This window comes from Paraburkholderia steynii (genome assembly GCF_900100565.1).
Classification (GTDB): Bacteria; Pseudomonadota; Gammaproteobacteria; order Burkholderiales; family Burkholderiaceae; genus Paraburkholderia; species Paraburkholderia terrae.
This window is the reverse complement of the sequence record NZ_FNDI01000011.1, coordinates 250,155-269,587: the sequence shown is the minus strand read 5'-3', so window position 1 is coordinate 269,587 and position 19,433 is coordinate 250,155. Positions and strand designations below refer to the sequence as shown.

Annotated in this window: 13 protein-coding genes; 8 read left to right on the top strand and 5 right to left on the bottom strand. The window is 60.8% G+C overall.

The genetic code is table 11. From position 1 onward, the window contains the following. Nucleotides 1-5 precede the first annotated feature (5 nt). From BLT65_RS21405 to BLT65_RS21395, 3 genes are read right to left on the bottom strand one after another with little or no spacing between them, the layout of a single operon-like run. A complete protein-coding gene (locus BLT65_RS21405; protein ID WP_091780625.1) occupies nt 6-746 on the bottom strand; it encodes an SDR family oxidoreductase in 741 nt (246 codons plus the stop codon). Beyond that, nucleotides 743-2,059 carry an FAD-binding oxidoreductase gene (locus tag BLT65_RS21400; protein ID WP_091780622.1) on the bottom strand — a complete coding sequence of 439 codons (1,317 nt, stop codon included), beginning with the start codon at nt 2,057-2,059 and terminating at the stop codon, nt 743-745. The genes BLT65_RS21405 and BLT65_RS21400 overlap by 4 nt, the downstream gene beginning before the upstream one ends. A gap of 3 nt (nt 2,060-2,062) precedes the next feature. Then, a complete protein-coding gene (locus BLT65_RS21395) occupies nt 2,063-3,487 on the bottom strand; it encodes a UbiA family prenyltransferase (protein ID WP_091780619.1) in 1,425 nt (474 codons plus the stop codon). Between the two features lie 363 nt (nt 3,488-3,850). Between BLT65_RS21395 and BLT65_RS21390 the strand changes: the two genes are divergently transcribed. The 6 genes from BLT65_RS21390 (at nt 3,851) to BLT65_RS21365 (ending at nt 14,219) form a co-directional block, all read left to right on the top strand. Next, nucleotides 3,851-4,696 (top strand): glycosyltransferase family protein, encoded by an 846-nt coding sequence (locus BLT65_RS21390; RefSeq protein WP_091780616.1) that lies wholly within the window; start codon nt 3,851-3,853, stop codon nt 4,694-4,696. Beyond that, on the top strand, nt 4,693-5,649 hold the full coding sequence (locus tag BLT65_RS21385) for a UDP-glucose 4-epimerase family protein (protein WP_091780613.1): 957 nt from the start codon (nt 4,693-4,695) through the stop codon (nt 5,647-5,649). The genes BLT65_RS21390 and BLT65_RS21385 overlap by 4 nt, the downstream gene beginning before the upstream one ends. A gap of 8 nt (nt 5,650-5,657) precedes the next feature. Beyond that, nucleotides 5,658-6,686 (top strand): MraY family glycosyltransferase, encoded by a 1,029-nt coding sequence (locus tag BLT65_RS21380; protein WP_091780610.1) that lies wholly within the window; start codon nt 5,658-5,660, stop codon nt 6,684-6,686. Between the two features lie 5 nt (nt 6,687-6,691). Continuing rightward, nucleotides 6,692-8,581 (top strand): polysaccharide biosynthesis protein, encoded by a 1,890-nt coding sequence (locus tag BLT65_RS21375; protein WP_091780695.1) that lies wholly within the window; start codon nt 6,692-6,694, stop codon nt 8,579-8,581. A gap of 1,232 nt (nt 8,582-9,813) precedes the next feature. Further along, complete coding sequence (locus tag BLT65_RS21370) at nt 9,814-10,971, top strand: integrase domain-containing protein (protein ID WP_091780606.1); 1,158 nt, start codon at nt 9,814-9,816, stop codon at nt 10,969-10,971. A 2,306-nt stretch (nt 10,972-13,277) separates the two neighbouring features. Further along, on the top strand, nt 13,278-14,219 hold the full coding sequence (locus BLT65_RS21365; protein WP_143036534.1) for a hypothetical protein: 942 nt from the start codon (nt 13,278-13,280) through the stop codon (nt 14,217-14,219). A 465-nt stretch (nt 14,220-14,684) separates the two neighbouring features. On the opposite strand, the gene BLT65_RS21360 is transcribed toward BLT65_RS21365, so the two are convergent. Then, nucleotides 14,685-14,957 (bottom strand): hypothetical protein, encoded by a 273-nt coding sequence (locus BLT65_RS21360; protein WP_091780600.1) that lies wholly within the window; start codon nt 14,955-14,957, stop codon nt 14,685-14,687. Nucleotides 14,958-16,047: 1,090 nt separating this feature from the next. After that, nucleotides 16,048-17,142, bottom strand: coding sequence for an MraY family glycosyltransferase (locus BLT65_RS21355; RefSeq protein ID WP_091780598.1), 1,095 nt, complete (start codon nt 17,140-17,142; stop codon nt 16,048-16,050). A 38-nt stretch (nt 17,143-17,180) separates the two neighbouring features. On the opposite strand from BLT65_RS21355, the gene BLT65_RS21350 reads away from it, so the two are divergent. After that, on the top strand, nt 17,181-17,711 hold the full coding sequence (locus tag BLT65_RS21350; protein WP_091780595.1) for a hypothetical protein: 531 nt from the start codon (nt 17,181-17,183) through the stop codon (nt 17,709-17,711). A 154-nt stretch (nt 17,712-17,865) separates the two neighbouring features. Beyond that, on the top strand, nt 17,866-19,431 hold the full coding sequence (locus tag BLT65_RS21345; RefSeq protein ID WP_091780593.1) for a methyl-accepting chemotaxis protein: 1,566 nt from the start codon (nt 17,866-17,868) through the stop codon (nt 19,429-19,431). Nucleotides 19,432-19,433: the final 2 nt, after the last annotated feature.

Sequence of the window (19,433 nt, the reverse complement as noted above, 5' to 3'; positions counted from 1 at the left end):
GCTTCTCAAAGCGATGTGCGTTTGAACACCGGCTTCGGTACCGACCGGATGATGAGCATGATGAGCGACCAGAACCATGGCGTGTAGACGACGTCCTTGCGCTTGTCGATGGCACGCAGGATGTCGCTTGCGACTTTCTCCGGAGTTGCTACGAGCGGGCCCGGCAGCGGGAGCCCTGCGGTCATCGGCGTCGCCACGAAGCCCGGCTTGATCGTCAGCACATGGGCACTCGCCTTGAACAGACGTGCATTCAGGCCTTCGCAGAACGCGGAAAGTGCGGCTTTCGCGCTGCCGTACAGGTAGTTTGACGGACGGCCGCGATCGGCGGCGACGGACGAAATGACAGCCAGCGTGCCGCGCTTTTGCGCTTCGAGTGTGTTGGCGATCGGCGTGAGCAGGGCGATCAGGGAGGTCGCGTTCGTGGTGAATTCCTTGACGGCGACGGCAGGGTCCGCCTGACACGCGGCCTGGTCCGGCAAGGTGCCCGGCGCGACGAGGACGACATCGAGCGCGCCGAGTTCGGCGGCGCATTGTTCGAGCATCGTCGCGTGAAGATCGAGCCGGTCGATATCAAGCTGATGGCAAGTGGCGAGCTGTGCGCCACGCGCCTTCAGATCGCCCGCGACCTGCTCCAGGCGCTCACCGTTACGTGCGACCAGAAAGAAGCGCGCGCCATCTTTTGCCCATTGGCGCGCACACGCGATGGCGATAGCCGACGTGGCGCCGACGATAAGAATGTTTTTCATGTTTGGGTAGTCCGTTGCCAGAAACGCGACAGGATCGCCGGGTCGCGAAGTGCTTCGACCTGCTGCCACTGGGGATAGGCCGCGCGAAAATCCGCACCGGACATATGGGCGTCCTTAGCCGGATAGATGCGTCCGCCTGATTCCCGCACGATCGTGTCGAGTTCGGTAAAGAGGCGCTCGTTGAGTGCATCGCGCTGGGGAAAGTCCAGTGCGAGCGATGTGCCTTCGAGCGGAAACGACAGCAGACCTGGCGAAGGAAGGTTGCCGCAGCGCTTTAGCACCGCCAGAAAAGAGCCTGTGCCGCTTTTCGCGATCGCGCCGAGAATGGCATGGATCGCATCGCGGGCGACGCCCGCAGGCACCACGCATTGATACTGCTGGAACCCCGCGCGGCCATAGATGCGGTTCCATTCGAGCAGGCTGTCCAGCGGATAGAAGTACTGGTCATAGCCGACCGTCGACTTCACTTCATCGTGCATCTGCCGGCGGTAATAGAGTTCGTTGAAACCCCGCAGCGTCAGGCGGTTGAATATCGGCACGGGTAGTGTGAACGGCACCGTGCGCTTTTTCCGTTGATCGGCCTCCAGCGGCCCCGTGGCCGCATGTTCGCCGACCATGTAGATGCCACGGCCGATAGCCGAACCACGCGCCTGGCAGTCAACCCAGGCTACGCCGTATTCGTGCAGAGGATCGAGCCGCTCCGACAGTGTGAAGAATTCGTCGAGATTGGCAAAGCGAATGCTAGTGACGTCGATCATGCTCGAACGGATCGGCATCAGCTGTATCTCGGCCCAGAGGATCAGCCCGGTCAGACCCAATCCGCCGATGGTGGCGGCGTACAGCTGCGTATTCTCGTCCAGCGCGCATTCGATCAGGCTGCCATCACTGCGCGCCAGCGCGAAGCGGCGCACATAGCGCCCGAACGTACCGCGCACATGGTGGTTCTTGCCGTGCACGTCATTCGCGATGGCGCCGCCCAGGGTTGCGTACTTGGTGCCGGGGGTGACGGGCAACATCCAGCCGCGTGGAATCGCCACTTCGAGAATCTGTTCGAGCGTGATGCCCGGCTCCGCGCGCAATACGCCGGTGTTCCAGTCGGCGCAGAGCAGGCGGTCGAGCGGCAGCGTCTGCACGACGTGACCGGACGCTGCGAGGCAACTGTCGCCGTAGCTGCGGCCGTTGCCGAACGGCAGCATCGTGTGGTGCTCGCCCACCGTTTCCGACCACACGGACCGTGCGGTATCGCGCCACGCCACTGCGTGAGCGGATTGAGGGAAGCGGGGATATCGTCCCCATGAGAGCACCGTCGTCATCGCCTAGATGGCCGCCCAGAAAACCAGGCCGCACAGCACGACCACCGCGAGGCTCACGCGGTCACGCGCGGCGAACACGATTGGATCGTCGTGCATTAGCCCGCGATGCGCGATGATCCACGTCCGGCTGACCCAGTACAGCAGAAGCGGACATGCCAGCCAGATGATCTGCGGATAGCGATAGAGCTGCGCAGTGCGCGCATCCTGGATGTACAGCGCGAGCACCAGCACCGCGAGATAGCCCGACGACGTGCCGAGCGACGAGATCAGCGACAGGTCGCTCGCCATGTAGCCGCGGCCGCGCGTTTTCACGAGACCGCGCGACTTCAGCGAATAAAGCTCCGCGTAGCGCTTCACGAGCGCGAGGCTCAGGAAGATGAACATCGAAAACCCGAGCAGCCAGAACGTCAGGTGCCCGTGGATGGCCGCGGTGCCCGCCACGATGCGCGTCGTGTATAACATTGCCAGCACGACGACATCGACCATGACCTGCTTCTTCAGGTACACCGAATACGCAAGCGTCAGCAGGTAGTAGCTGCCAAGGACGGCACCGAACCGCAGGGGCAGCAATGTCCAGGAGATCGTAACGGCCGCGGCGAGGAGGGCAGGAAAGAGCGCGAGCCCCCAGGTGATCGGAAGCGCGCCCGAGGCGAGCGGACGATTGCGCTTCACGGGGTGATGCCGGTCGTCTTCGAGGTCGAGCAGATCGTTCAGCACGTAGACGCTCGATGCGCACAAGCCAAACGCGAGGAATGCAAAGACCGCAGCGAGCAGCTGCGGTAAGTGCGAGATCCCGTGACTCGCCAGCAGAGGCACGAAAATCAGCAGATTCTTGAGCCATTGATGCAGGCGCAGCGAACGCGCCCACGTCTTCATGGTTGGCGGACGCGATTCGATAACGCGCTCGACGTTGGCATGACGGCGCGCGACCCGCTCCACGCCGGGCGACGGGTTCACGATATACGCGTGCTCTGCCGATTTCCACACAGCGATGTCGTCGCGCGAATTGCCCGCATAGTCGAAGCCTTTCTCGCCGTACTCGGCAACGAGCCGATCACGCTTGCGATGAGACGACAGGTTGATTTCGCCGTCGGTGGCGAAGGTGCGGTCGAACAGACCGAGGTGATCCGAGATGGCCTGCGCATAGCGTTCGTGGGTCGCGGTGGCGAGCACGAGCGAACGTCCGCTTTCCCGCTCGCTCTTGAGCCACTCGAGCACTTTCTCGTCATACGGGAGGACGCTCACGTCCACATTGGTCCGGTCAGCGAGGTGGGCCTTGAGTCCCGCCTTACCTTTTTGGGCGAGCCAGATCAGCGGTTCGTAGAACCGGTGCGGTGCGGCTTTGAGAAAGGCAAATCCCGATTCGATCAGAACGTCGGACCGAATGAGTGTGCCATCGAGGTCGACAACAAGAGGTTTACTGCGCATCAGTCATGCCTTGGAGGCGCATAGCAGGATGAAAGCGAAGCGGAATTGAAGTATTTCGCGCGTGGCCGAGGCGCATCCTGGCGAGGCTGCGAGCGAATATTACAGATGGCCGGTTACAGATGGCCGGCGTGGCGGCGCTACTTTACTATCACCCCTACCCCGACACAACCCGTCGACATCAAAGTGTTTGATTTTCTGCACTTTTTTCCTGCCGCGTTAATCTTATTGCGGGTCAGATGTGTTATATGAGCGGTAACAAAAGGCAAACTGACTTGCGGATTGGCGTAAATTTCAGCAAACTCCGCGATTATTGCGGCCCAGAAACAAGCAAGTGTCGTCGACAAGACACAGTGTTCCCATTAAATGACTCTCACACGCGAGCCGCGTTCCGAAACCGAGGGCCTCTCGATATCCATCGTCGTATATCGTCCGGACCTCGCGCTCCTGCTCAGTACGCTCGAGAGCGTCGCTATGGCATGCCGGACGCTGCGTGTCGCACGTCCGTCCTTCGCGCTGCGGCTGACGATCATCGACAACGGCGGTTTGCCTGATATCGAAACGTCGCTCGATACGTTGCGCGGGAACAGTATTAACTGCGAAATTCTCAGCGGTCACGGCAATATCGGATATGGATGCGGCCACAATCTTGCGATTGAAAACGCGCCGTATTCGTTTCATCTGGTTCTCAACCCCGATATCGAACTGGACGCACAGGCGTTGGCGAACGCTGTCGATTTCCTCGACGCGCATCCCGAAGCGGGATTGCTGACGCCGCGAATCGGCGATGACGCAGGCCGGCTCCAGTACCTGTGCCGCCGGTATCCCACTCTCGTCGATCTGTTCGTTCGCGGGTTTCTTCCTGCCCGCGCGCGGCGGCTGTTCGACAGACGTCTCGCACGCTACGAGATGCGCGACCTGATCAACGAGCGCGACACGGTCTGGGATCCACTCATCGTCAGCGGGTGTTTCATGGTGTTTCGCACGACCGTGCTGAAGACTTTGGCGGGTTTTGACTCCCGTTATTTCCTTTATTTCGAGGACTATGACTTGAGCTTGCGCGCACACGAAGTAACGCGTGTCGTCTACGCGCCTGTCGTGCGTGTGCTGCATCACGGTGGCGGGGCGGCGCGCAAGGGCGGCGCGCACATCCGCATGTTCGTGTCGTCGGCGTTCAAGTTTTTTAATCGCTTCGGCTGGAAGTGGCTATGAGCCGTATTCTGGTGACGGGTGCGAACGGCTTCGTCGGTCGCGCAACGTGTGATCTTCTTCTCGCGCAGGGGCATCGGGTCATCGGGTTGGTTCGGCGCGCTGGCTCGCGTGCGTCGGGCGTCGAAGAGTGGGTCGACGCTTCCGGCGATTTCTCTGGCACCGACGACGCTTGGCCCGATGCGCTCGTGCCCGATTGCGTGGTGCATCTCGCCGCGCGCGTGCATATCATGAACGAAGACGCAGCCGACCCGGAGGCGGCCTTTCGCACCACCAACGTGGATGCGACGCTGCGTCTTGCGGCCGCGGCGAGGCAAAGAGGCGTGCGGCGTTTCGTTTTCGTCAGCAGTGTCAAAGCCGTTGCGGAGGGCGACGGCGGCATTCCGCTGCGCGAGAACGCCCCCCCGCGTCCCGAAGACGCCTACGGACGCTCGAAGCGCGCGGCAGAAGACGCGCTGACTCGTCTCGGCAACGATACCGGCTTGGAAATTGTGATTGTGCGGCCTCCGCTCGTGTATGGACCGCAAGTGCGCGCTAACTTCCTGCGTCTGATGGATGCAATATGGCGCGGTGTCCCGCTGCCGCTCGGCGCTGCCGACGCGCGGCGCAGCATGGTATACGTCGGCAATCTGGCCGATGCGCTCGCCCATTGCGCGACCGACCCGCGCGCAGCCGGCCAGTGCTTCCACGTCGCGGACAGCGACGTGCCGACCGTCGCGGAACTGGTGCGCTCACTCGGCCGCCATCTCGGCAAGCCTGCGCGGCTGCTCTCCGTGCCCCCCGCGTGGCTGCGCATGGCGGGGCGGCTGACGGGACGCTCGGCGCAGGTCGACCGTCTGATCGGCAGTTTGCAGGTCGATACGTCTCACATTCGCGACGTGCTCGGCTGGCAACCCCCGTTCTCAACCGACGAAGGTCTGGCGGCAACCGCCGACTGGTATCGTTCGACTCATTGAGCCCACTCATGCAGATGCAAGATTCACTGATGGCTCCATGGACACTTGCGCTCGTCGCGGGCGCGGCAGTCTGCGTATGCGCGGCGATCCTGTTTGTCTTGCTGAAGACAGGCCTCGCCTGGCGTCTCGCGACCGATATTCCGAATGACCGCTCGCTCCACGTGCGACCGACGCCGCGCGTCGGCGGCTGGGGTATCGTGCCCGTCGCCGTCGTGGCGATGCTGCTGGCCGCGCCGTCGCTGTGGTTCGCCGCGCTGGCAACGGCGTTCCTTGCCGCCGTTTCGCAGGTGGACGACCGCCGCGGATTGCCCGCGCGCGTGCGCTTTGCTGCGCATCTGATCGCCGTGGTGGCACTGGTCGCGCTGTTTCCGGCCGCCGCGCCTTGGTGGGCGCTGTGCGCGCTGGCATTTTTGATGATCTGGCTGGTCAACCTCTACAATTTTATGGATGGCGCGGATGGCCTCGCGGGCGGCATGGCGCTGTTCGGCTTCGCGGGCTACGCGGCCGCGGCGCTGCTTTCCGACCATCCGATGCCGGAACTGGCCCTGGCGTCGCTGGCGGTAGCGGGCGCGGCGCTCGGCTTTCTGTTCTTCAATTTCCATCCGGCCCGTATTTTTCTCGGTGATGCTGGCTCGATTTCGCTAGGCTACTTGGCGGGCGCACTCGGTTACTGGGGCTGGCGCGGCGGCGCGTGGCCCGTGTGGTTTCCGGCGCTGGTGTTCGCGCCGTTCATCGGCGATGCGTCGGTTACCCTCGCGCGGCGTCTGATGCGTGGCGAAAAGTTCTGGCAAGCGCACCGTGAGCATTACTATCAGCGGATGGTGCGTTCGGGCGTCGGCCATGCGGGTACCGCGTGGGCGTGGTACGCGGTCATGAGTGTCGGCATAGCGCTTGCATTAGTGGTACTCGGCCGGCCTCCGGCCGTTCAGTGGGGCACCGTCGCAGGGTGGGTCGCCGTGCTGGTCGTCATCGGAGTCGTGATCGACCTGCGCTGGCGCCGGTTCCAGTCAACACCGTCCCAACAATCCGAGGTATGACGCTGATGCTCAGATCTAAAGCTAGCTGGCTATCTTTCAGCGCTTTCCTTTTCGATCTTGCTGCCGTCGCAGGCGCGTGGCTGATCGCCTACGTGATCCGCTTCAACGGCGTCGTGCCCGTCGAGTTCCGTGACGGCGCGCTGCACGCGCTCATCTGGGTGCTGCCCGTCTACGGCGTGATGTTCCGCATCTTCGGCCTGTACCGGGGCATGTGGGTTTTCGCGAGTCTGCCCGATCTGATGCGCATTTCGAAGGCGGTCGCAACGGGCGCCTTGCTGTCGATGATTCTCGCGGTGATGATCCAGCCCGTGCCGATCGTTCCGCGCTCCGTGCTGCTCGTGTCGCCTCTGTTCCTGTTCCTCGCGATGGGCGGTTCGCGCGCGCTGTATCGCGCGGCGAAGGAGTTCTACCTGTACGGTGGCCTCGTCGCGCAGGGCAAGCCGGTCATTGTTATCGGCGCGGGCACGGCAGGCGCGATGCTCGCGCGCGAGCTGTCGCGTTCCAGCGAATGGCGGCTGATCGGCCTGCTCGACGACGACGTCTCGAAGCAGGGCCGAGAGATTTACGGCTACAAGGTACTCGGCTCGATCAACAAGCTGCCCGAAATCGCCGAGGCGACGAAGACCGAATACGCGATCATCGCGATTCCGTCGGCGCCCGTCGAGCAGCAGCGCCGTGCGGCCACGCTTTGCGTGCGCGCCGGCGTGCGCGCAATGGTGCTGCCGGCGCTGACAGATGTCGGGGAGGGCCAGGCGTCACTGTCCCGCGTGCGCCACATCGACCTCGAAGACCTGCTCGGCCGCGAGCCGGTACACATCGACACGCCGCACGTCGAGGCGCTGCTGCATGCCCGCGTTGTGATGGTGACGGGGGCGGGCGGCTCGATCGGCTCGGAGTTGTGCCGCCAGATCCTTCGATTCAAGCCGGCGCAGCTGATTGCCTTCGATATCTCCGAGTACGCGATGTACCGGCTCGTAGAGGAGTTGCACGAACGCTTCCCGGGGCTATCGATCGTGCCCGTGATCGGCGACGCGAAAGACTCGCTGCTTCTCGATCACGTGATGGCGCGCTATACGCCGCACATCGTCTACCACGCAGCGGCCTACAAGCATGTGCCGTTGATGGAAGAGCAGAACGCGTGGCAAGCAGTGCGCAACAACGTGCTCGGCACGTATCGCGTCGCGCGCGCAGCGATTCGCCACGACGTGAAGCGCTTCGTGCTGATCTCGACCGACAAGGCCGTCAATCCGACCAACGTGATGGGCGCAAGCAAGCGGCTCGCCGAGATGGCCTGCCAGGCGCTGCAACAGACGAGCGAGCGCACGCAGTTCGAAACCGTACGCTTCGGCAACGTGCTCGGCAGCGCGGGCAGCGTAATTCCGAAGTTCCAGCAGCAGATCGCGAAGGGCGGTCCCGTTACCGTCACGCACCCGGAAATCACGCGCTTCTTCATGACGATTCCCGAGGCGTCGCAACTGGTGCTGCAGGCGTCGAGCATGGGCCATGGCGGCGAGATTTTCATTCTCGACATGGGCGAGCCGATGAAGATCGTCGACCTCGCGCGCGACCTGATCCGGCTCTATGGTTTCACCGAAGACCAGATCCGCATCGAGTTCACGGGCCTGCGTCCCGGCGAGAAGCTGTACGAGGAACTGCTCGCCGACGAGGAAACGACCACGCGCACGCCGCATGCGAAGCTGCGTATCGCGTTGGCGCGCGGCGTACCCGACAATCTGCTCGACGAGTTGCTGCCGTGGCTGATGCAGCATCGCGTGCTGACGGACGACGAAGTGCGGCGCGATCTGCGTCGCTGGGTTGCCGAATATCAGCCGACGCTCAGCGCGCCGCCGCTGCGCAGTGTGCCGCCGCCTCCGGGCAAGCGGGCTTCGATGTAACGAAAAAGGCGCCGAGGCGCCTTTTTTCTTGTTTGTTATTGCTGGCGTCGCTCCGAACGCCACGATAAGTCGATAGCGCGGCGCAACGACTTCAGATCCGGCGACGGGCTTCAAAATTTGGGAGCGCTCCGCGAGTGTCAGCGCGGTTGGCGTTTATGCTGCGTTTTCTCTGCCTGAAACTTTCTGCGCCAACATGGTAGCAGTCAGATCTTTCCAAATGTAGCGGTGCTATGTTGCGCACCATGCCGAGTCTGAATGCAGTCCTTCCTCGGGCTCCAGCCGACTGGGCGTCGCGGATTTTAAGATATGCGGATGAAATTCTGTAGCGAGTCCTGACAGAACGTTCACCGAAAAGCTGGGTGCTTTACCGGAGCTTTTCAGGTTTGTGACCTGAGCCGGCTCACGCGACCGGTTCCAACCCGGTCCCCCTCTCCCTTACATCTCAAGCGCAATTGAGCGACGAACCGGTAAAAGTTCAACGATCTGACAACAGCGAAGTGCCTGGTTGTTACAACAAGTATCAGGCGCCATGCCAGCGCGCGCACCAAGCATTGACAACGCGCCGAATCGATCGAGCTTCTCCCGTGGCCAGCGATACTGCGTCCCGTTGAAAGCTGGGGCAAACTCGCGAGCTTTTCGTCTTTGCTTGCGGGCACACAGTACTAATATTCTCTCTACCTATCGGCGTCAATGACGCATCGACTTCAAGTGCAGTGGACTTCATTTCTTATACGATCGCTCGATCAGCACAGTTTTTTCCGGCGGCAAACCGCTAAACGTGCTCGCATGTGTCCTGCTCGAAAATCAGCTTCGCTGGACACGCCGCGACCTGGATTTTCTCGATGTGCTGCAGTCCGGTCGCGAATAGATGCAACGATGCGCGAACAGCGCGGCAGCATTCTCTCTTTCGTCCAAGGCGAATAAGTCAGGCACGTCGCACGCAATCCGATCTCAACGCGATTGTGATGAACGCGCCTTCAAAGACGGGAAATCACTTGCACACCCGATGTGCGGATTCCTTTATTCAATTTTTGCCGGTACGCGCAGCCGGAAAGCAAATGCGCGACAGGGGCCTTAGCCGGCTATCGTCGGTTCAAGGATCACCGGGCGACAGTGCTTCCCTGGCCGGGTGAATTCTCTGATCTTCAAGATCCCGGAAAGCAAAGCGTGCAGTCAATCTCCACAACACGACGCCCCTTGATAGGTGAGGCGCCGTATTCATTGATCCAATCGTGAAATTTCAACTGGACTATCGGCTGTTCATCAAAAACGCTAGGCTGCCCCAGCGGCTCGCGGACGAACTTGGCGAACTCTTCGCGCGCGCCCTGTCGAACGCGCATGACAAGACCAGCGGCAAATCGGACGAGATATCAATCGCGACGCAACAATATCGAGTTCAGGTTCTGGTAGCCGGATTCCGCGATCTTCGCAAAGGCGGATTCGCGATCATGTCGCCATGGAATCTTGGAGAAAAACATATCCGTTATCTCATCAACTTCTGGGTCAACGAGAAGAAGCACTCTCAGGACGCGGTCAAGAACAGGCTGACGTGTTGGCGCGCGCTCGCAGCGTGGATGAAGAAGCCTCAACTTGTGCAGATGATGAACGGTTACATGGGTCTTTCCAGCGAACGCCACCGGCCGGACCGCGCGGCGGAGCACAAGACCATTGTGCCGGCCGACGTTGACGTTGATGCAGTTTTCCGGCGACTTTGCCAGCGGGACCGATGGGTCGCCATGCAAATCGAACTTCAGGCGACCTTTGGACTGTGCGCCAAGGAGAGCATGCTGTTGCGTCCGTTGCGGTGCCTGCGCGCTAGAGGGCACCTCCATGTGATCGACGGCACCAAAGACAGACAGCCGCGAGTCGTTCCGATCGATGCCGAATGGCAATACGACGTTCTGATTCGTGCTGCGCGGCTCGCCAACCCCCGCACGGGGTTCATGATTCCGGACCCGTGGTCGCTGAAGGAGTGGTACCACCACTTCTACCACATCCTCAAGACGGAGGGCATAGGGCCCGGCGCCACGGTCGCCACGGTTCAAGGTCTGCGTCTTGCATACCTGCGGATGATGTCTGAGCAGGTGACCGGTCTTCCTGCACCTATGATGCGGCAAGATTACCAACCGGACCCGCAACTGCTCCACGCTGCGATAGAACGGCTGGTCGAGGTGGCGCGAGAAGGCGTTGGGACGAAAGCAAGGGCCTCCATGTCGACATTCGCTTCCTTGGGCGAGCGATCGCGGCCTCTCTCGGCGGAGGAAGCCATAGCAGCTATCGCCGCGGCAAGGGGGAACAAGTCAGAGGCAGCCAAAAGCCTCGAGATCTCCCGGCAGGCTCTTTACCGGTTACTGGCAAAGGGCAACGATCGGCCAACCGAATCCGAGTAAAGGCTGCGCGGGATAATCCCTCGCGAATGGGCAGCTCGGCCCATCTTCTACATGTCGTTATGTCGGCCACTGCCGCGAAGTCTTCCGGCCCAGCATGACGGCGCAGGATCGCGCCTTCGCCGTCTTACGAACGAACCTGGTCATACCGTGTCAACGGCAATAGACGGCGAAGAGAATGGTTGTCGCCAGTGTGTTCAAGAACGGGCGCGCAATACGTTGCAACGGCAGACCGGAACTAGCGGGAAATGGAATTCGCTATGCACGCTTTGGTGCGCGAGACGCACGCGACGTAGGGGATAGGCCGAGCCGTCGGCTTGGTTCAAATGCGCTATCACGCGTCGAACGTCGCCTTGAGGGATCTGTGTGCCCGTGCGACCAGCGAGGCCGACGGTGCCGAATCTCGTTTCGTTCGCGGGAGTCCGGAACTTGGAGTTGATTGGCTGCGAGCTACGGACTGTTATCCGGCTCGTCCGTTGGTGCTTCATTACGCCGTGGCTTAGCTAGGCCGCCTGTGCCGTCGACGGATTTCGCGATAGTGGGAGTTTCTCGTGTCATGCCGTTCTGGGGCCGCACTCAACGTGCTATTGTGCGTCGTGGGGTGCGGCTCTTGTGTCAAGGTCGATGGGACGGGGCAGTATCCCCGGCAACGCGTACTTGCGCTCGCCTTAACCGTTCGATTGCCAAGAGCGAGAAAGGGTCGTCGCTAGTAATCGATTATGAACGGAGACTGACTATGGGCTTCGGTGTTGTTGCGCTGGTCCTCACTGTTGCGATTTGTGCATATGGTGAACACATGTGCAGCCTCGGCCGCAAGGCGGATCGCGAACGTCGGCACGCCCGCGATTACCGCTGACCGTACTTCTCGCGCGCAACGCCGGATGCGCGGTTCATCAATGGCTGCACCTGGCACGCCGGCGATGCGGGGCAAGAAGTGCGCGAGCGCTTTCGGCGCCGGTTATGCACGGGCGCGCCAGAGGCGATAGCGTTTCTGCCGGGTTGTCGCTTAGAGCTGAGGCGAACGCGGGAATCGGCGTCTGTCGACGCGGAGTGTCACACAGGGCACTGGCCACGCGCGAAATCCTGTGCCAGCAGGATCTACGTCAGCAAAACTTTCATGCAGACACGCATACTGCGCCGGCGCGCCGCCGGTCCGTTGTCGGCTGTAATGAAGCCGGCGAACCGGACGCGTCACTTACGCGTTCTGAAAATCCCTCTTGCCTTCTGGCTGGTTGTTCAATCGTTGCGCTCAAGACGCCGCGCTGTTGCGGAAATGAAGCGCGTTCCGGCCGGGCGAGCAGCCGATCACTCGACGAATTTCTACCGCGCTGTTGGAAGCCTGCGTCGGTGTAACGAGCGTATCGAGAGAGTTTTTACCTGCAGCACCAGCTCGTGCGAAAGCAGACACCCTGATTGACGCGGCTGCGTCGCCCACGCAATGCCAATCGGATACGAGAGAGTTTTTGTTAGCGTACGCGGCAAAGTGAAAGGTCAATGGTCACGCAGGTGCACCTAGCCGTGGAAATGCGGGCAAGCGGAACGCATCGAGCTATTGGTCGAAAGCTGTACAGTCGGGAATTCGAAGCCTGCTTCAAATAGCGCTGTGCTCGAACCAAAGCTATACGATTTGACGGACCATTCCGGGTTAAGACCGTGAGCCGGCTCGTCCGGGCGTCATGTCACAGCAGGCGACTCGCCCCAAATTTTTGCGAAAACGGAGCGTCTGTGCGGACGATGACTTTTCGCAAACTGAGTCGTTTACTATGCGAAATCAGGCACTTGCGGGTTTTCTTTCAGGAAATCTGGACCGTTAGCCAGATCGCACTCTGACGCCTCGATGACTTTTACGGATATACGGGCAAGTTTTGCGAAAACAGGATACCTGTGCGACTGTGGAGTTTTCGCAAATCGAGCTATTTATGCCTCGATATCAATGACTTGGCGCCGTGTGCCCAGAAGAGCGGACACCTTATCCGGATCGGCTACCGGCGCCTCATCGTCCTTGGGAACTACTGAAGCAGTCTTGGTTGACTGGGGCGATTGTCGCCGATGCATTTCCCCAGAACCGGACCGCCATCGTCGCAGCAAGCATCAGATCAATATTTCCGAGGATGGACGCCGCCCTGACCTTTGTTGTTACCGTAGTTCCACTATCCAATGCTGCCATTTTGCGATCAGCTCGCTCTGATAGTAGAGCAGCGTGTCGCCGAAAAGACGCTATTTCTTGGGCTTCATAGCGCCGCCATCGGACAGCACATTCGTGTATTTTGTGATTTCGCTAATTGAACGGTCGACCGCCGAGGGGGGCAGTGAGCAAAGACAAAAGCCGCAATGGATCTCGTCAACGAATAGTGCTGCATCCGTGCTTTCTGGTGGCGTATCTGTATCAACGAGGACTCGAGAGCGGCAAATGGACCACCCAGGCGGATGCGTCGCGCGCGCTAAAGGTGAGCCAGACAAATCTGTCGGTTGCCCTGCGAATGGGCTCGCTGCCAGCCGAACTAATGGGAATGTTCGCGGACATTTCCCAGGTCACCGCTCACACGGTACGCGTCATTCGTGGAGTCATAGCGCAGGAAGGTCAAGAGGCGGTACTTAAGCGAATCAGGCCGCATATTACTGCTGGCGGCAAACTGCCAGCAAAGGCGGTCCTTGCGCTGGTAAAAGGCCGTATGTCGAACTCGGCGAAAGCAGTATCAGCTGCCCGCAGAGACAGGTTCATACACCGGTCACCGGACCTGCCGATGTCCATATCCAACCGCTACCATCAAGGAATAGTGAACGGTGAATGGACGAGCTACAGCGCCTGCTCACGCGCGCTGCGTATTCCCCGCAGGAACATAAGCGATGCCGTTTCTATTGGCCAACTACCTCTCGCCGTCAGATCTCTGTTTAGCGGAAGCAAACTGACGTTCGCGGTAGGACGGAAACTCCTTGCGATCGCAAGGGTGGTGACCAACTCGACTCTGATCAAGCGATCAAACGATATCAGCTATCTTGCGGAAAGCTACACGTCCGGGCAACTGCTGCGTGAGCTCAACGGCGAGAGCCTCCCGCCAGGGGCGCACATTACCCGTCTACGCATCAGGAAGGGTAGAGGGGCAGGGCAACTCATCATTGAGTGCAATCACCCAGACTTCTTGCTCCGTTACCGTCGCGATATGGAAACCGCGCTTAATCAGGTAGTCAAGCGCATCGCAGAGGCTGAGGGCAGGCGGAAGGAATTCGCCCTGTACCGCACGTTCTTGTAACGCTCGACTCCGCTTGAGCCGCGGCTGCTTGCGTCTCTTGTGCCGAGGCGTCTTTTCCCAAAGAGCACCGTGGGTCGTATGAGCGGCGCCCATCTATCAGCACTCGCCCCGCGTTGGCAATAATCGACGCGGCATTCCGCGTTTGCACTGTTAGGACAACGGCGACGAACGTCTTGCCATGCGCCGCTGCGCCGGCGCGCCTTGACTTTCGTTTGGCATGGGCACTCTGAATTAACGAAAACTAATTCAGAGTGCCATGCAATGTAAGACACGGCTTCAGTGCCATGTGGTCAAAAGAAAACCAGCTATCGCATTCATCGCGCCGGCCCGGTTCCTCTCGCGCACCTCGCAACGAACGGTTTTTTGCAACCCAGTGCTGGACGTCGCTGCCCCGTCCGGGGGCGCGCAATGAAGCCCAGGTCATCAGTGATTCCGGTAAGCCACACGCCAAAATCACCGGCGGCATTAGCCGACCCCGAACTGGCGCATCTTGAAGCGGTAATACGCCATCTCAGCAACACGGATATCCTTGATACCGCCTTTAGTCTCGGCGTGTCCTACTGGCTCACCAGGATTGCCGAGATCGAACAAAGATTCTATTTGGTTCCGCTGCAGATCCGAAGGCTCGCGCTGCTGCGGAAGATACTCACGGATCTTGGATGAATGGGACGTTGGAGCCGGGCCGGCGCTCAGTGCGTCCACGCGAATCAGGATAACGAACCTCTGGGTGGTGCTCATCGGAGGTTCCATCACGAATCGACTGACGTTGAAATGGAGCCAGGCCCGGTTGCTAAAGCGTCACTGCACTTGGGAGCAATGCAAGAGCCCCGAAAAGCCGGAACTGTCGACTGCGACGATGATGAATAACGTGCGTAAGGGAATTGAGAAAGGTGGGAGTCTATGCCGTCGGCTAGTTGTGGCGCGGCGGCGTGCGTGGCTCAACACGACACCGCATCGCCTTCTGACAAGACCCCGAGCTTTCATCGGTGTGGTACGCTTCCCGCAATCTGGGCATCCGATGAGCGGAGATCAATCATGAATCTCGGTTTGTTCGTCCTATCTCTCCTGGCGCCGATTCTGGGTTACGGTGCTTACATGAGCAGTCGCGGTCGCAAGCGTGAACGACAGCGACGGCGGCGTATCTTGCGCTGATTGTCCAATTCAGTTGCATAGCCTGTTTTCCGTTTTTGTAGAGGGCAACATCGTCGACATGCTTCCTTTTGCGAGCCATGCACGAAGAGGCGGTAATGGGTTGCCAGCAGGCCTATGCCAGGCCTGACTTCAAGACGAGGTTCGATCGGGAGTTTCGTGCTAACGTGTATGCAAGGAGCAACTCCGAGCGAGGAGAACGAGCAATGGATATCAGCATTCTGGTGTTCGGCGCCGCAGTCGTCATGTGTGGACTTGGCGCGCTGATGGAGCACAATGCAAACAAGGTCAAGCTTCAGCGACGTCTTCCGCGCAGTTCACGTTAAGCTTCCACGAAAGGGAGAACCGTATGGGCTTCAGTTTCTTTGCGCTTGGCGTGGCTGTCGCTTTGTCTGTACTCGGTCTGGTCATGGACCGAAACGGCCGAAAGGTTGACCGCGCTCGTCGGCGCATGTCATAGCGCCGGCGTAGGGTTAAGGACGGACAACAATCGAAGCAAGGCTGCGTCTTTCGGGCGCGGCCTTTTTCATTTTTTGAGATCCCGTGTCGCACCTTTTGGTCTGAAGCGTCACTTGACGGCAACGTTGATTGACATTGCCCGATGTCTGTCGCGTCGCATGACCGTGCGGGCTGGTCGCTTCACAGAAAACGCCACGCCAGTCTCCCTGCTGCGGGCGCTTCACCGGTGCCTTCGGACCACCAGCCAGCGCGGCACCTTGAATCGCACGATGCTCACGTAGAGCCAAACATACGTCGCTGCAAACACAATCACGAAGCAGAACAGATGCAGCGTATGCCGCCAGAACAGCGTCGCGGGAACCACTGCGATCAGGCAGAGCAGCCACAGATACGGCGAGGTCAGCGAATTGCGTCGCGTCAGCTCTCGCGCCGTGCGTGCACCGACCGCCCAGCGCATCAGCCGCTTGTAGACTAGCATGTGCAGATGCACGCCGTCGGGAATCCCGGGCGAGATGCCGCGGATGAATTTCTTCCGGTAGATCGAGAAGCAGGTCTCGAAGATTGGGTACATGAACAGCAGTACGGGGTACCACGCCGACACGTCGCGATTGCGCATCACGAGCATGATCGACAGTTCGCCGAGCATGAAACCGATAAAGTACGCGCCACCGTCGCCGAGAAAAATCAGCCCGGCCGGGAAGTTCCAGATGAAGAAGCCCATCACCGCGCCCATCATGATGAGCGACGCCGACAGCACGATCGGGTCGTGCACCTGAAACGCGACGTACGCGAGCGATGCGAACATCATGAAGGCGACCATCGACGCGAGCCCGTTGAAGCCGTCGATGATATTGACGGCATTGGCGAGCGCCGCGACGGCCAGCACCGTCACTGCGCAGGAAATGGCCGCATAAGAAAGCAGGAAGTCGAGCGGCGGCACGCTGATGCGCGTGACGGCGATTCCCAATACGAAATAAGCGAGCGCCGCCGCGATCATCGTGCAGATCAGCCGGGCCAGCGGCGATACCTTCTTTGTCAGGTCTTCGATCAGTCCGGAAGCAAACGCGGGCAAACCACACGCGACAATGCCGAGAATGCCCGCCGAAACGGCCGGATACGCGCCATACAGCTGGATTGCCGAAGCGACCAGGCCGACCAGAATCCCCGTTCCGCCGATCCGCGGCACGGGCCGCGCGTGGAATTTCTGCACGCCAGCAAGATCGTTGTCCGCAAACGTTTCATGCAGATGCGCATACCGCACGATCACGAGCGTGATCAGTAATGAAACGATGAAGCCGAGCGCGAAACTGAGCATGAAGTGGAGGCCGGAAAAGCAAACCGTGGATTATACAAATGAAACGCAGCGGGACCGGACGGGTTGACTGCACGGCGGCAGGCGGCGCAGTTTTCGGCCATAATGCGTTGCATATTCAAGCCATATGTTCGAAGATGCGTAGCCCCCTTCTTGCATGCCTGAGCGCGGCGCTATTCGCGCTGCCGCTGGCATCCAACGCAGTCCCGTCATCGGTTCCCTTATTGATGACGGGTAGTGCCGACAGCAGCGACACGGTCGAACTGCACTTCGACAGTCCTCCCTCGAGCACGGCAACGCTTCTGATAAAGGGCGACAGGACAGGATCTGCTCCAAAAACCGTTCCCTGTACATACGAACTCGAACCTATCCAGAAGGGCGCGCTCGAGAGCCCGATCGTGAAGATCACGTTCAGCGACAGGCAGACGATGACGATCGCTTGCGATCCACTGTCGGACAACTGTCACGCTGACAGCTACCCGACAGTCGGCGGCACCAGCTTCTCCGTCCTCTGGCACATCACGCGTGCTGACATGCAGGCCGCCAATACAAAAGCCCGGCTTCCACGGTAGTAAAGCGAGCAGACCGTCCGCCGGGGGTGGGCGCAGAGTGCGCCATCTCACATACTACGTCATGGATTCCCCCTATTCGGAGTCCGTCCCGAGTTGCCGATAGCCATCGATGGGGCTGCCATCCCGGCTGGCCGACAGCACGTCACGGACACTCATGCTCAAGAACATCACCATCCGGCAAGGACTGACGCTCGTCATCGGCATTTTCGCGGCCTTTCTCCTGATCGTGATCGGCGTCGGTTGGGGCGCGCTGAAATTCACCAACGATGGCCTGCAGAACGTGCAGCAGTCATCGGCGGCGATGAACGCGCTGACGTCGAGCTCGGAAAAACTCCTGCAGGTGCGTCTGTCGCTCGGCAGCTACGAGACGCTTTTTAGCGTCGGCAAGGACACGGACGGACTGCTCGCCGCCGCGCACAAGCTGCTGGAGTCGTCGAACGAGGATTTCCGCGTCTACATGGCGGGGCCGTTCGGCAGCGATGAAGAGGGCAAGCTCGCGCAAACCGTTGCGCAGGCGCGCGCCGCACTCGTCAACCAGGCGATCGAGCCGGAGCACAAGGCGCTCGTCGACAACGACTTCAACACGTTCCGCACGATCCAGGGCGAAACGGCGGACCGCTTTTACGGCGTCTACGCAAAGGCGATCGACGCGCTCAAGCGTGCGCAGGCCGACAACCGGCAGCGCGAGGCCAGCCAGCTGAGCCAGCGTTTCAAACTCTCGACGGGTCTGTTCATCGCGATCGGCGTGGCCGCCGTCGTGGTCGGCGCGCTGGCGCGCGCGGGCCTGTCGTCTGCCGTCGTGAAGCCGGTGAACCAGACGATTCGCCACTTTCGCAGCATGGCGGAAGGCGACCTGACGACCTCCGTCAAGGTGCGCTCGCGCAACGAGATGGGCCAGTTGCTGCAGGCGCTTTCGCAGATGCGCGACGGCCTTGTCGACACGGTGTCGAAAGTGCGCGGCAGCACCCATTCGATCACGCTCGGCGCGAACGAAATCGCCGCCGGCAACGCGGATCTGTCGAGCCGTACCGAACAGCAGGCAGCCGCGCTTCAGGAGACGGCGGCGAGCATGGAAGAGCTGTCGGCGACCGTCAAGCAGAACACCGACAACGCGAAGCTCGCGAGCCGTCTCGCGCAGGGCGCGCTCGACACGGTCGTGCGCGGCAGCGACGTGGTCGCCCGCGTGACGCAGACGATGGATGGCATCACCGCGTCGTCACGCAAGGTTGGGGAGATCATCGGCATCATCGAAGGCATCGCGTTTCAGACCAATATCCTCGCGCTCAACGCAGCCGTCGAGGCGGCGCGTGCGGGCGAGCAGGGGCGCGGCTTTGCCGTCGTCGCTTCCGAAGTGCGCGCTCTCGCGCAGCGCTCGGGCTCGGCGGCGAAGGAAATCCGCGAACTGATCGGCGACTCGACGGCGCAGGTCGCGCAGGGCGCGACGCTCGTCGCCGACGCGCGCAAGACGATGGAGGAAGCGATGAACTCCGTGCAGCGCGTGACGGGCATCATGACGGAGATCGAAGGCGCCGCGCACGAGCAGAGCGACGGCATCGAGCAGATCAACAAGGCGATCGGCCAGATCGACGAAGTCACGCAGCAGAACGCGGCGCTCGTCGAGCAGGCCGCGGCGGCCGCGAAGACGCTCGAAGCGCAGGCCGTCGTGCTGCGCGAGGCGGTCGCGGTGTTCCGCCTCGAAGCCGGTGCGAGCGTCGCCTAGAA

Bases quoted from the DNA above. Each gene is read 5' to 3' on its own strand.
- BLT65_RS21405 (WP_091780625.1), bottom strand. From the start codon at position 746: ATGAAAAACATTCTTATCGTCGGCGCCACGTCGGCTATCGCCATCGCG.
- BLT65_RS21400 (WP_091780622.1), bottom strand. From the start codon at position 2,059: ATGACGACGGTGCTCTCATGGGGACGATATCCCCGCTTCCCTCAATCC.
- BLT65_RS21395 (WP_091780619.1), bottom strand. From the start codon at position 3,487: ATGCGCAGTAAACCTCTTGTTGTCGACCTCGATGGCACACTCATTCGG.
- BLT65_RS21390 (WP_091780616.1), top strand. From the start codon at position 3,851: ATGACTCTCACACGCGAGCCGCGTTCCGAAACCGAGGGCCTCTCGATA.
- BLT65_RS21385 (WP_091780613.1), top strand. From the start codon at position 4,693: ATGAGCCGTATTCTGGTGACGGGTGCGAACGGCTTCGTCGGTCGCGCA.
- BLT65_RS21380 (WP_091780610.1), top strand. From the start codon at position 5,658: ATGCAGATGCAAGATTCACTGATGGCTCCATGGACACTTGCGCTCGTC.
- BLT65_RS21375 (WP_091780695.1), top strand. From the start codon at position 6,692: ATGCTCAGATCTAAAGCTAGCTGGCTATCTTTCAGCGCTTTCCTTTTC.
- BLT65_RS21360 (WP_091780600.1), bottom strand. From the start codon at position 14,957: ATGAGCACCACCCAGAGGTTCGTTATCCTGATTCGCGTGGACGCACTG.
- BLT65_RS21355 (WP_091780598.1), bottom strand. From the start codon at position 17,142: ATGCTCAGTTTCGCGCTCGGCTTCATCGTTTCATTACTGATCACGCTC.
- BLT65_RS21350 (WP_091780595.1), top strand. From the start codon at position 17,181: ATGAAACGCAGCGGGACCGGACGGGTTGACTGCACGGCGGCAGGCGGC.
- BLT65_RS21345 (WP_091780593.1), top strand. From the start codon at position 17,866: ATGCTCAAGAACATCACCATCCGGCAAGGACTGACGCTCGTCATCGGC.